Source organism: Gluconobacter sphaericus NBRC 12467 (assembly GCF_006539125.1).
GTDB lineage: Bacteria > Pseudomonadota > Alphaproteobacteria > Acetobacterales > Acetobacteraceae > Gluconobacter > Gluconobacter sphaericus.
This window is the reverse complement of the sequence record NZ_BJMK01000003.1, coordinates 14,081-26,669: the sequence shown is the minus strand read 5'-3', so window position 1 is coordinate 26,669 and position 12,589 is coordinate 14,081. Positions and strand designations below refer to the sequence as shown.

The following is a 12,589-nucleotide window of genomic DNA, read 5'->3' as shown; positions in this document are numbered from 1 at the left end:
TCAGCCAGCCTTTTCCCGCAGCGCCATCAGGTTTTTCAGAACCCGCTCGGGCGTCGCCGGTGCATTGAGTTTTGGACAAGTCCGGTAGTCGTCCAGACTGGCGATGGCGTCCGAAATCGCTTGCAAAACCGCAACCCCATGCACGAAAGGCGGCTCTCCGACGGCCTTGGAACGGAAGATCGTCTCCTCCCGGTTGGGCGCATTTTCCAGAAGCTCCACATTAAAAATCCGTGGCCGGTCGGAACAGGCCGGGATCTTGTAGGTACTGGGCGCATGGGTTCGCAGACGTCCGGCCCCATCCCAGACTAACTCCTCCGTCGTCAGCCAGCCCGCGCCCTGCACGAACCCGCCTTCAATCTGCCCGATATCAATGTCCGGGTTCAGGGACTGCCCGGCATCATGCAGGATATCCACACGATCAATGCTGTGCTCGCCCGTCAGCAGATCAACCGAGACTTCCGCACAAGCCGCGCCATACGCGAAATAGAAAAACGGTCGCCCGCGTCCGGTCTCGGGGTTCCAGGAAATCTTCGGCGTCTTGTAAAATCCGTTCGACGAAAGCGACACCCGCGCGAAATAGGCCTGCCAGGCGAGTTGCTGGAAGGTCATGACCTCCGCACCAACATGCACGCCATCTGACCGGAAATGGATGTCTTCGGCCGCAACGCTCCATTTTTCAGCAGCGAACGTGATCATCCGGTCCTTGATCTTGCGCACCGCATCCAGCACCGCCATGCCGTTCAAATCCGCCCCTGAAGACGCCGCCGTAGCGGACGTGTTCGGAACCTTCCCGGTCGTCGTCGCCGTGATGCGAACGCGATCCGCCGTCAGGCCGAATTCGCGCAGGACGATCTGCACCATCTTGGTGTGCAGCCCCTGCCCCATTTCCGTCCCGCCGTGGTTCACCTGAACCGAGCCGTCCGTATAGACATGCACCAGCGCGCCGGCCTGATTGTAATGCGTGGCGGTAAAGGAAATCCCAAACTTCACCGGCGTCAGCGCGATCCCGCGACGGATGATGCGGCTGGTACGATTGAACGCCCGGATCTCGGCTTTTCGCGCCTGATAATCACAGCGCTCAACCAGCTTTGTCAGGATCTCGGCCGTAATCGAGTCCTCAACCGTCATGTGATATGGCGTGAGATTGCGCGTCCCGGTTCCATAAACATTCCGCAGTCGGACCGCCACGGGATCAAGTCCGGTCGCAAACGCGACTTCCTCGATCACACGTTCCGCCGCCACAATCCCCTGCGGTCCGCCAAACCCGCGATAGGCCGTATTGGACTGGGTATTGGTCCGCAACGGCTCGGATTTCAGCCGGACATCGGGGTAAAAATAGGCGTTATCAGCGTGAAACAGCGCCCGATCCGTCACCGGCCCGGACAGATCCGCCGCCCAACCACACCGCGCGGCCAGAACCATGTCCACGGCCAAAATATCGCCCTCATCGGTGAAGCCAACATCATAGTCGATCAGAAAATCATGCCGCTTTCCGGTCGCCATCATGTCGTCATCACGGTCCAGACGCGCCTTGACGGCCTGTCCCGTCCGGTCAGCAGCGACGGCGGCCAGACAGGCCCAGGCATTGGCCTGCGTCTCCTTGCCGCCGAACGCGCCACCCATCCGCCGGACTTCCGTCGTGACCAGATGATGCGGCCGCCCCAGCACGGAAGCGACCAGATGCTGCGTCTCGGACGGATGCTGCGTGGATGACCAGACACGCATTTCCCCGGCTTCTCCGGGCTGGGCAAGCGCGGCCTGTCCTTCCAGATAGAAATGCTCCTGCCCGCCAATCTCGATCTGCCCCGACAGGCGGCGCGGCGCGGCTTTCAGGCCGCGTTCCACATCCCCGCGCTGCATGGTCAGGGAGCGCCAGACCATCGGGCTGCCATTTTCCCGCGCCTGCGCGATGTTCAGGATCGCAGGCTTTTCCTCATACTCGATCTTCGCCAACCGGACGGCCTGACGCGCCGCCTGACGCGACGTCGCCACCACGGCGAACATCGTCTGCCCCCAGAAATGGACATGATCCGTCGCCAGAAGCGGTTCGTCTTCCCGATGCACCGGGCTAATCTGGTTCTCGCCCGACACATCATCCGCCGTCAGCACACACACAACACCCGGCGCGGCGCGCACGGCGTCCAGATCCATCGAGACGATCCGCGCATGAGCCTTCGTGCTCAGCCCCGGCACGAGATGCAACGTGCCGCGCGGCACGGGCAAGTCATCAATATATGCTGCCTGCCCCGTCACATGCAGTAATGCGCTCTCATGCTTCATGCTGGTCGAAGCGGCCCCCGGAACGAGATCAGACATGCGCCAGCCCTCCCGTCCGGGCGAGACGCGCCTGACCATGCCCCGCCGTCTCTTCAAAAAACCGCGTCAGCAGGTTGGCGGCCACGGTCTGCCGATACCAGGCACTCGCCCGCATATCGGTCAGCGGGGCGAAATCTTCCAGAATCGCCGATCGTGCCGCCTCCAGCGCGTCCTGATCCCAGACCCGCCCAATCAGTACAGCTTCCGCACCCGATGCCCGCTTCGGAGTCGCGGCCATGCCGCCATAGGCCAGCCGGACCGCGATAATCCGGCCCCCATCGTCCGTCTCGATCATGAAAGCGCCCAGAACGGCAGAAATATCCTGATCGAAGCGCTTGGAAATCTTATAGGCACGGAACTGCGCACCCGGCGCGGGCTTAGGAATGCTCAGAGCCTCCACGAACTCGCCGGGCTGCCGGTCCTGCTTTCCGTAAGCAATGAAATAGTCTTCGAGCACGATGGACCGGCGCTCCGCCCCGCGCCGCAGATGCAGTGTCGCATTGGCCGCAATGAACATCGGCGGCCCATCTCCAATTGGGGAACCATTGGCTATATTCCCGCAGACCGTCGCGCTATTGCGCACCTGGGTGGAGCCCAGACGGCGGATCATTTCCCCCGCATCCGGCAGCAGTTCCGCAATGGCCACGCGCGCATCCTGATACGTCACGGCTGCCCCGATCCGCAGTCCTTCAGGGGTTCTGGTCAGGCTGCGCAGTTCGGGAACGCGCCCGATGGGCACGACATGCTTCAAACGACGCATCCCCTTCGTCACCCAAAGCCCCACATCGGTGGCACCCGCAACGATGGTTGCCTCCGGATCGGTCAGCAGGATCTCCGCCAGATCATCCGCAGACGCCGGAATGCTGAGCGTGCCCTCCGGCCCTTCAAGCCGCACACTCTCGCCGTCCTGCAAAACCATCAGACGTTCGACAATGGCCTCCACCTGCGCATCGAAACGATCCGGACCAGCCGCCATCGCCTGCTTCATCGCCCGCACGATCGGCGCATAGCCGGTGCAGCGGCACAGATTGCCGGCGAGTGCGTCATCAATGGCCTGCTCATCCGCCGAGGCGCCTTCACTCTTGCGATAGGCCGCCATCGACATAACAAAACCTGGCGTGCAGAACCCGCACTGCGAGCCATGCTGCTCGACCATGGCCGTCTGCACGGGATGCGGCGCATCGGCCGTTCCCAAGTCTTCGATCGTATAGACCTGCGCGCCGTCCAGCATACTGACGAACTGGATGCATGCATTGACCGCCCGCCAGTTCAGCCGCCCGTCTTCAAGCCGGACGACCAGCACCGTACACGCCCCGCAGTCACCTTCATTGCAGCCTTCCTTGGTGCCGGTCCGGCCACGATCACGCAGCCAGTCCAGCAGGGTCAGGGTCGGGGAGATATCCCTCAGCGTGCAGAGGTCGTCCCCCAGATAAAAACGGACAGTCTGGCGCATCGGGCGGGATCTCGGGCAAAAAATACGAAGGGGCGTGCAGACTTCTGTGCCCCACGGCAGGCGTTGCCGTCTATATCCAAGATCGGAACGAAGCGTTGCTTTTTCTAGAGCAGGGAATAATGGCAGGCGACTGTACGGCCTTCCGCGATCCTGTGGAGTTCCGGCCGCTCCTGCGCGCATCGCGGCTGGGCCAGCGGACAGCGCGTATGAAACGCACAGCCCTGCGGCGGATGGATCGGGCTTGGCACGTCTCCCTTAAGCGGTGGCGGCAAGGACCGGTCCGGACGAGGCACTGCATCCAGCAATGCCCGCGTATAAGGGTGGGCCGGGGCTTCCAGAACCGCCAGTACATCCCCTTCCTCCACAATCCGCCCCAGATACATGACGGCAATCCGGTCCGCCATCTGCCGCACGACCGCCAAATCATGGGAGATGAACACGCATGCCACGCCCAGCGAATTGCGCAGATCGCGCAGCAGATTCACGATCTGCGCCTGCACGGACACATCGAGCGCGGATGTCGGCTCATCCGCCACCAGAAGATCCGGCCCCAGCATCAGGGCGCGGGCAATGTTCAGACGCTGCCGCTGCCCACCCGAAAATTCATGCGGATAGCAGGACAGAACGGACGACGACAGACCAACCTGCTCCAAAAGCGTCCCGATCCGCTCCGCAATGCCGGTCCGTCCATGGATCCGCATTGGCTCCGCCAGCGTGTCACCAATGGTGCGGCGCGGATTGAACGTCGAGGACGAATCCTGAAACACCATCTGCATCCGGGGTCGCCAGCGCCTTAACGCGCGGTCCGACAGGCCGGAAATCCGCTCGCCTTCGAAGAACACCTCGCCCGAACTCGGCGCCCCCAGCCCGATCAGCGTCCGCCCCAACGTGGACTTGCCACAGCCGGACTCTCCGACAAGCGCAAGCGCCTCTCCGCGATGCACGACCAGCGACACATCGCTCACAGCCCGCAGGGTTTCCCCACGCGCGAGGCGATAGTGTTTGCTGAGGTTTTTCGCTTCAAGCAGGACAGTCATGCGTCGTACAGCACGCAGGCCACGCGCCGCCCTTCTTCCGGTTCACGCAAAGCAGGACGCACGGCGCAGTCCGGTCGCACAAAGCGGCAGCGCGGCGCAAAAACACAGCCCTCCGGCCGCGCATCGGGAGCCGGCGGCCGCCCCGGAATGGTGGGCAGCGCATCAGGTCTCGGTCCATCCAGCGGCGGGATCGCCTCCAGCAAAGCCTGCGTATAGGGATGCAGCGGTCGCGCCATCACCGCCGCAACCGGCCCCTGCTCCACGACAAGCCCGGAATACACGACCGCCACATGCGTACACGTCTGCGCCACGACGCCCATGTCATGCGTAATCAGCATCACACCGGCCCCGCTGTCGCGGATTTCGCACAGCAGCGTCAGGATCTGTGCCTGCACCGTGACATCGAGCGCCGTGGTCGGCTCATCCGCGATCAGAAGCGCCGGATCACAGGACAGCGCCATCGCGATCATGGCGCGTTGGCGCAGACCGCCGGAAAGCTGGTGCGGATAGCGTTTCGCCGCGGCGTCCGGATCGGGCACCCCCATCCGCCCCAGCAAAGCCACGGTCCGCGCTCGCGCCTCACGGCGGCTGACACGCTCATGCAGGCGGATCTGTTCATCAATCTGCGCACCAATGGAGCGAACGGGCAGGAACGCCGTCATCGGGTCCTGAAAGATCATGGCCATGCCCGCACCGCGCAGATGCCGCCACTCCCGGTCCTTCATCCCCAGCAGCTCACGCCCCTCGAAACGGATGGACCCCGAAGCTTTCAGACCCGGCAGCAGCCCCATGACACTCATGGCCGTCAGGCTCTTTCCCGATCCGGACTCCCCCACCACACCCAGCGCATCCCCGCGCCGCACGCTCAGGGACACATCTTCCAGCAGGGCCGTCCCATTTGGCAGGTCCAGATGCAGGCGATGCAGCGCCAAAAGCGTCTCAGCGCCCATGCCGTCCCTCCCTCATCCTAGGGTCCAGCAGGACATAGAGCCCATCCACAAGCGCATTGGCGATGACAACGAAAACGGCGGCATACATGACCGTCGCCATGATGAGCGGCAGATCGAGCGTCGCCAGCGCCTGATAAGTCAGCCGCCCCACACCCGGCAGAGCAAAAACAACCTCTGTCAGAAGCGCTCCCCCGCCCAGAAGCTGCGCGAAATCCAGCCCAAACAGCGACACATAACTCAGCCAGGACAGTCGCAGACCATGCCACAGCCACACCCGCACCGGCCCTGCCCCCTTGGCGCGCGCCGTGCGGATGGAATCCTCACCCATGGCAGTCAGAAGTTCGGAGCGCAGAACCCGCGCATACAAGCCAATGAACGAAACAGCGAGCGTCAAAGACGGCAAGAACAGCGCCTTCGCCCAGCCGAGCGGGCTCTGCGAAAACGGCACATACCCAAGCGGCGGCACCCAGCGGAACAGGAACGTGTCATGCCAGCGGCTCTGCGTGACGAGATTGACGACCTCGCCGAGCCAGAACACCGGCATGGACAGACCGATCAGTCCCAACACCATCAGCAGCCGATCCACCCATCTATCGCGCAGCACGGCGGACGCAATCCCGAAAACCAGCGACCCGCTGACCCAGAAAAACGCACCCCACAGCACAAGCGATAGGGTCACCGGGGCCGCCTGCAACACTTCAGGCACAACGCGCTGACCGTGATTGACGAAGGACGTCAGATCCCGGCTGACGAACAGCTTTTCCATCATCTTCACGTACTGCACGGGCAGCGGACGGTTGAAGCCATACTCCGCGCGGATACGTTCCACGACCTGCGGACTGGCCCCCCGTCCTGCAATGCGGGCCGTCGGGTCCGCACCCGGTGTCGCAAAGAAAATGCAGAACACCAGAACCGAAATTCCAAAAATGACCAGTAGCATCTGCCCGGTCCGGGAGGCCAGACTGCAGATCATCGGCCTGCTCCTTTCGGGTCGAGCTGGTCCCGTAGCGCATTGCCCAGAATATTAAGCGCCAGCACAGTCAGAACAATCGCCAACCCGGGCACGATGGCCACCATTGGTCGCGTATAGAGCAGTCCTTCGCCATCCTGAATGATCGTCCCCCAGGATGCCGCCGGGGCCTGCACACCGAGCGACAGGAAGGACAGCGCGGACTCAGCCAGCATGCACAGCGCCATCACCAGCGGCGCCAGAACGGCCATAGTTGGCGTCAGGCCCGGTAGGATTTCTCGCCACAGGATACGCCAGTCCGACGCTCCCATGCCCCGCGCCGCCATGACGAACCCAGCCTGCGACAGGCTCAGCGCCCGCGCCCGCAACGGCCGGGCCGCATAGGGCACATAAACCAGCGCAATAATACCGATCGGAATCAGCAAATTATCCGCGCCGATGGTAATGAACCCCAACCGGATGCCATGCCCAACAGTGACGACGGATAGCGAAATCGCGAACAGATAAACCGGGATCGCCCACAGCATATCCAGAATGCGCGACAGAATCAGGTCAATCCAGCCACCGAAATACCCGGCACAGATCCCGATACACGCCGCCAGACACAGACAAACCATCGCGGATGCTGCAGCAATCAGCAAGGAATTGCGCCCGCCATACAGAACCCGCGCCGCCACATCGCGCCCCTGCGAGTCCGCGCCAAGCGCATACGGACCCGGCTGCCAGTCCGGCCCGATCGGACTGAGCCCCAGATGCAACGGATTATCGTTAGGCTGCATGAGATCAACATGCTGCCCGTTCCGGATCGTCGTACCAGCAATGTCAGAAGAAAACGGATCAATCCTGTTAAGCGCCGCATAAAGCGGAGCAAACAGACAGGCGAAGATGATGGAAGCCAGCAGCAGGGCCGCAAAAGCGCCGTCACGGCGCGTCAGAACAGCGCGGATAATCCGCCGATAACTTCCTTCCACGCCTGCTCCATTCCGTTCCGGTTCGTGACCTTTTTTTCGTTCTACAGTACGAACACGTCGGGACAGAAGAGGCTCCTCGTCAATCAGCGCGTCTGGCGGGCGGGTTTGCACACATGCAGACGGACGCGTTGCTGAAGCGCCCCCAGATCGGGCAGAAGTTCGTTGTGAAGTGCCCGCACACTGTCGTGCGCGGCATAGAAGCGTCTCGTCCCACTTTCGCTGACCAGAATGGCCGCGCCGAGAAAAACGCCGTTAATTTCGATGACGGTTGAACCAAGCATAGTGCCGGCCTCTAAAGAAAGAGCCCGACAGTCCAGTTGTCGGGCGTTATGACACGCCGGAGAGCATTGTCTCCGAAACTGAAGCAGAGCAGCGTTTGCGCTGCGAGCTACACATTCGACACGTCATTGATCAACTGGTCCCATTGCTGTGGATACCTCTGGAAGCCTTCAGATACGACGGCGTGTGGCGTTCCGTCAATATATAACGCATTAATATGATATTTTTCCCAAAACCTGATTATAATAACTATATTTTTTAGTGATAATGGAAATCATTATTTACGGTCTGCCCTTTCCCCCATTTCCCGTGTTAAGTGAGGCCATGAGCAAGAAGGTTCCGCTGTCCCCCGCCCCGTTCGAAGGTTATGCCGCCCCCCGGGGCCGCGTTTTCAACTCCTTTCTGGAGACAGTGGGAGGCACACCGCTGGTCGCGCTGCCACACCTGACCCAGCGTGAGCATCTCAACGGGCGACTGCTCCTCAAGCTGGAATTCTTCAACCCCCTCGGCTCCGTCAAAGACAGGATCGGCGTGGCCATGCTGCGCGATGCTGAAGCGCGCGGCCTGATTACGCCGGGCCGCACAGTCTTGATCGAACCGACCTCGGGCAATACTGGCATCTCTCTCGCTTTCGCGGCCGTGGCGCTGGGATACCGCCTGATCGTCACCATGCCCGAAAATGCTTCAACCGAACGTCGCAAGATGATGCGCCTGATGGGCGCGGATACTGAACTGACACCTGCATCACGCGGCATGGCGGGCGCCATTGAACGTGCCGAACAGCTCACTCGCACCCTGCCCGACGCCTGGATGCCGAGCCAGTTCGAAAACGACGCGAATCCGGCCGTGCATGAAGACACCACGGCCCAGGAAATCTGGGAAGACACAGCAGGCAAGGTCAATGTGGTTGTGGCCGGTCTGGGAACGGGTGGTACGGCGTCTGGCATTGCGCACGGGCTCAAGAAACATCGCAAATCCATCAAAGTCTATGGTGTGGAACCACGCGAAAGTGCTGTGCTGCATGGCGATGAGCCCGGCCCGCATGGCATTCAGGGCATCGGCCCGGGTTTTGAGCCCGACACGCTGGATCTCAAGGCTCTGGATGGGGTGTTCGAGGTCTCTGAACAGGAAGCAGTGGCAACGGCACGCCTGTGTGCAGCGGTTGAAGGCATCCCCATCGGGATTTCCTCAGGAGCCGCGCTATTTGTAGGAATGGAACTGGCCCGCAAGCCCTCCAGCCGCGGCAAGACGATCGTGGCCATCGTCCCGTCTTTTGCGGAACGCTACCTCTCCACACAGCTCTTCGACGGGCTAGCCTAAGCGCCAATAAAACAACCATTAAGAAAAGTTGTTTTATTTAACCGCTTATTGTGTTCGTTATTAACTCAAAGTCCTATTCCGCTCTCCTGCAGAAGAGTCGGGACGGCTGAAAGGAGATAACGTCATGAACCTGTTTTCCGGCCGTCCGACATTTTTCGATCCCGCTTGGGCGACGCATGGCCTGCCTGATACGGGCCGCCAGCAGATCGCCGGCGCGTTTCAGCGCCTCGGCCATCAGGTCGAACTACTACTTGTCCCTGGGCTCTTCGGTTCGGGTCCGGATCACTGGCAATCTTACTGGGAACAGGCTTATGGCCTGAAACGTCTCCATCAGACGGATTGGGCAACACCCAGCCCCGCAGACTGGGAAGCAGCACTGACCTCTGCGGTCGAGGCTTCATCCCGTCCGGTTTTTCTGATCGCCCACAGTCTCGGCGCTGTGCTGAGTGCGAAATGGCTGAGCCGATATGGCGGGCAGCGCGTGACCGGAGCTTTTCTGGTGGCGCCTGCGGATATCGACCAAACAGCACATCCGGAGGTCGAACGCATCCGCGCTTTCGGGCCGCTTCCCCACATGCCCCTACCGCTCCCCACCGCGATCATGGCCAGCAGCAATGACCCCTGGCTGTCCCTGCCCCGCGCGCGGGAACTGGCCGGTCAGTGGCAGTCGGACTTTCTGGAAGCGGGGGCTGTCGGCCATATCGGTAGCAGCGAGCCGCTGGGCCTGTGGGAACATGGCGCAACTACCATGCTCAATTTCGCCCGCAGAAAACTCCCGTTCCGGATGCAGTGAACACACCCTAAGAAAGTCTTCCTCAAGGCTTGCCGGAGATCGGTTTCCAACGGTTAAGCAGCAAGGAGTTGCTGACCACCGAGACGGAACTCATAGCCATGGCAGCCCCAGCCACGATCGGATTCAGCATCCCGAAAGCCGCCAGCGGCAGACCCAGAATGTTGTAAATGAAGGCGAAGAACAGGTTCTGCCGAATTTTGGACAAGGTAGCATTGGACAAGGAAATCGCGTCCAGAACGCCCATCATCTCGCTTTTCATCAGCACGATATCTGCCGTATCCAGAGCCACGGCAGAGCCCGCACCAATGGCGAACCCGACATCGGCGGCGGCCAGGGCCGGCGCATCATTGATGCCATCACCCACCATGCCGACCAGACTGCCCTGCGCCTGGTATTTCGCAACACCATCCACCTTGTGCTCGGGCAGCACACCAGCCAGATAGTCATCCACGCCAACCTGCCGCGCCACGAGCGAGGCCGCGCGTTCATTGTCACCCGTCAACATCACAACCCGGACACCCCGGGCCTTCAGGGCCTTCACGGTGGCCACAGCATCGGCCCGCAGCTCATCCGCCAGCGCGATAATACCCAAAACCTGACTGCCCTGCGCCACGGCGATGACAGTATTGCCCTCGCTTTCCAGCGCGGCAACCGGTAGCGCAGACAAGTCCAGTCCGCTCGCCTGCATGAAGGCCGGCGAGCCCAGACGCGCTTCCTGCCCACCCCACTCGGCGATGACACCCTTGCCCGGAACCGCTTGGAAATCCTTCACCGCGGCAGGAGTATTTCCGCCGTGATTTTCGGCATAATCCACGATGGCGCGGGCCAGAGGATGCTCGGAATTATGCTCCAGGGCATGCGCAACGCCCAGAAGCGTCTCCACCGGAATACCCACCGCCGGATGAATGGCGGCAACCGTGGGACGCCCTTGGGTTAGGGTGCCGGTCTTGTCGACAATGATGGTCTTAAGCTTCTCGGCCCGCTCCAGCGCATCGGCATTGCGGAACAGAATGCCGGACTGCGCACCACGCCCCGTCCCGACCATGATAGCCGTCGGCGTCGCCAGACCCAACGAACACGGGCAGGCAATGACCAGAACGGATACGGCAGAGACGAGGCTCCATGTCGCGGAGCCGGTCACGGCCCAGCCGATCAGGAAGGTGAGAACGGCAATGCCGATGACGGCAGGCACGAAAATGCCCGAAACCTTATCGGCCAGACGCTGCACATTGGCCTTCGAGCCCTGTGCCTGCTCGACCATTTTCACGATCCGGGATAGCGCCGTATCCGCACCCACGCCGGTTGCCCGAACACGCAGCGCGCCATTGGCGTTCATCGTCCCGCCAAAGACCTCGTTGCCAACTTCCTTGAGAACCGGAATGCTCTCACCCGTAAGCATGGACTCGTTGACTTCGGAGGCTCCCTCAATGATCTCGCCATCCACCGGCACACCCTCGCCCGGACGCACGACGAAAATGTCCCCGACATGCATGTCCGCAACTGCACGATCCACAATCCCACCATCACGCTCGACATGCGCAGTCTGCGGCTGAAGCTGGAGTAGGCTCTCAATCCCTGCGCTGGCCTTGTTCTTGGCACGACTCTCCATGAGCTTGCCAAGCGAAATCAGTGTAATAATTGACGCACTGGCTTCAAAATAGACATGCTGATGAAGCCCGAACACCACCACAACCGCACTGAACAGCCAGGCAATGGATGTTCCCAGCACGACCAGCACATCCATATTGGCCGAGCCGCCGCGGACAGCGTTCCAGGCCCTGCCATACAGATGCGCGCCACAGAAAAACTGCACGATCGTAGCGAACAGGAACTGTACCGAAACCGGTACGATCATGCGTCCGAAGAACATGCCGATCATCTCGGCAAAGAGCGGCAGGGACAGGATGAGCGTCAAGATGAAGCGGTTGCGCTCACGCCTCCAGATGACGGTCCGCTTGGCCTTCGGATCTTCGCGCGTGCCTTCATCCAAACGTTGTGCGCCAAATCCAGCCTTCTCGATCTTTCCAATCAAAAAATCTGGTTCGACCACGCCAGGAATGTAATTAATATGCGCCCGTTCGGCCGCAAAATTCACGCTGGCTTGCACGGAGGGCTGACGGTTCAGTATCTTTTCGATCCGCGCTGCACAGGCCGCACATGTCATGCCGGACAGCGACAGGTCGAGACTCTGTTCATCCACGGAAAAACCAGCGCGTCGCACGGCGGCCACGACACTCTCAATGGAGGACGGCGCATTTTCGAAAACGACCTGCGCACGTTCAGAGGCGAAATTGACGGTAGCGCTGACGCCCTCCTGACGGTTGAGGACTCTTTCAATCCGCGCAGCACAGGCGGTGCAGGTCATACCACCGATGGGGAAACTGATCGTTTCTGACATCTGGAAAGTGTCCTGTAGGCTAGAAGAATTCTACAAATGGTTCGTAAGAAATATACCCCACCACCCTATTTTTCAAGAACAGAAAAGACGATGTTTCTATCG

10 protein-coding genes are annotated in these 12,589 nt (G+C 61.1%); 2 read left to right on the top strand and 8 right to left on the bottom strand.

All coding sequences use genetic code 11. The annotated features are described in order from the left end of the window. The 7 genes from xdhB to GSP01_RS03245 all read right to left on the bottom strand — a co-directional run bounded on the left by xdhB (position 1) and on the right by GSP01_RS03245 (position 7,978). A complete protein-coding gene (gene xdhB / locus GSP01_RS03275; RefSeq protein ID WP_141350707.1) occupies positions 1-2,316 on the bottom strand; it encodes a xanthine dehydrogenase molybdopterin binding subunit in 2,316 nt (771 codons plus the stop codon). Then, on the bottom strand, positions 2,309-3,769 hold the full coding sequence (xdhA, locus tag GSP01_RS03270; RefSeq protein ID WP_141350705.1) for a xanthine dehydrogenase small subunit: 1,461 nt from the start codon (positions 3,767-3,769) through the stop codon (positions 2,309-2,311). The genes xdhB and xdhA overlap by 8 nt, the downstream gene beginning before the upstream one ends. A 104-nt stretch (positions 3,770-3,873) precedes the next feature. Then, on the bottom strand, positions 3,874-4,806 hold the full coding sequence (locus tag GSP01_RS03265; RefSeq protein WP_141350703.1) for an ABC transporter ATP-binding protein: 933 nt from the start codon (positions 4,804-4,806) through the stop codon (positions 3,874-3,876). Next, positions 4,803-5,756: an ABC transporter ATP-binding protein gene (locus GSP01_RS03260; RefSeq protein ID WP_141350701.1), complete on the bottom strand. Its 954-nt coding sequence runs from the start codon at positions 5,754-5,756 to the stop codon at positions 4,803-4,805. Before GSP01_RS03260 ends, GSP01_RS03265 begins: the two co-directional genes overlap by 4 nt. Then, positions 5,746-6,729, bottom strand: a complete 984-nt coding sequence (locus GSP01_RS03255) for an ABC transporter permease (RefSeq protein WP_141350699.1) — start codon at positions 6,727-6,729, stop codon at positions 5,746-5,748. Before GSP01_RS03255 ends, GSP01_RS03260 begins: the two co-directional genes overlap by 11 nt. Continuing rightward, on the bottom strand, positions 6,726-7,697 hold the full coding sequence (locus tag GSP01_RS03250) for an ABC transporter permease (RefSeq protein ID WP_373320044.1): 972 nt from the start codon (positions 7,695-7,697) through the stop codon (positions 6,726-6,728). Before GSP01_RS03250 ends, GSP01_RS03255 begins: the two co-directional genes overlap by 4 nt. 83 nt (positions 7,698-7,780) lie before the next feature. Further along, positions 7,781-7,978: a hypothetical protein gene (locus GSP01_RS03245; protein ID WP_141350697.1), complete on the bottom strand. Its 198-nt coding sequence runs from the start codon at positions 7,976-7,978 to the stop codon at positions 7,781-7,783. Positions 7,979-8,300: 322 nt separating this feature from the next. Here GSP01_RS03245 and cysK point away from each other — a divergent pair, with 322 nt between their 5' ends. Next, on the top strand, positions 8,301-9,296 hold the full coding sequence (gene cysK / locus GSP01_RS03240; RefSeq protein WP_141350695.1) for a cysteine synthase A: 996 nt from the start codon (positions 8,301-8,303) through the stop codon (positions 9,294-9,296). Positions 9,297-9,420: 124 nt separating this feature from the next. Continuing rightward, positions 9,421-10,089, top strand: coding sequence for an RBBP9/YdeN family alpha/beta hydrolase (locus GSP01_RS03235; RefSeq protein WP_141350693.1), 669 nt, complete (start codon positions 9,421-9,423; stop codon positions 10,087-10,089). Positions 10,090-10,111: 22 nt separating this feature from the next. Here the strand turns inward: GSP01_RS03235 and GSP01_RS03230 are convergent, their stop codons facing one another. Further along, positions 10,112-12,487 (bottom strand): heavy metal translocating P-type ATPase, encoded by a 2,376-nt coding sequence (locus tag GSP01_RS03230; protein ID WP_141350691.1) that lies wholly within the window; start codon positions 12,485-12,487, stop codon positions 10,112-10,114. Positions 12,488-12,589 lie beyond the last annotated feature (102 nt).

Bases quoted from the DNA above. Each gene is read 5' to 3' on its own strand.
- xdhB (WP_141350707.1), bottom strand. From the start codon at position 2,316: ATGTCTGATCTCGTTCCGGGGGCCGCTTCGACCAGCATGAAGCATGAG.
- xdhA (WP_141350705.1), bottom strand. From the start codon at position 3,769: ATGCGCCAGACTGTCCGTTTTTATCTGGGGGACGACCTCTGCACGCTG.
- GSP01_RS03265 (WP_141350703.1), bottom strand. From the start codon at position 4,806: ATGACTGTCCTGCTTGAAGCGAAAAACCTCAGCAAACACTATCGCCTC.
- GSP01_RS03260 (WP_141350701.1), bottom strand. From the start codon at position 5,756: ATGGGCGCTGAGACGCTTTTGGCGCTGCATCGCCTGCATCTGGACCTG.
- GSP01_RS03255 (WP_141350699.1), bottom strand. From the start codon at position 6,729: ATGATCTGCAGTCTGGCCTCCCGGACCGGGCAGATGCTACTGGTCATT.
- GSP01_RS03245 (WP_141350697.1), bottom strand. From the start codon at position 7,978: ATGCTTGGTTCAACCGTCATCGAAATTAACGGCGTTTTTCTCGGCGCG.
- cysK (WP_141350695.1), top strand. From the start codon at position 8,301: ATGAGCAAGAAGGTTCCGCTGTCCCCCGCCCCGTTCGAAGGTTATGCC.
- GSP01_RS03235 (WP_141350693.1), top strand. From the start codon at position 9,421: ATGAACCTGTTTTCCGGCCGTCCGACATTTTTCGATCCCGCTTGGGCG.
- GSP01_RS03230 (WP_141350691.1), bottom strand. From the start codon at position 12,487: ATGTCAGAAACGATCAGTTTCCCCATCGGTGGTATGACCTGCACCGCC.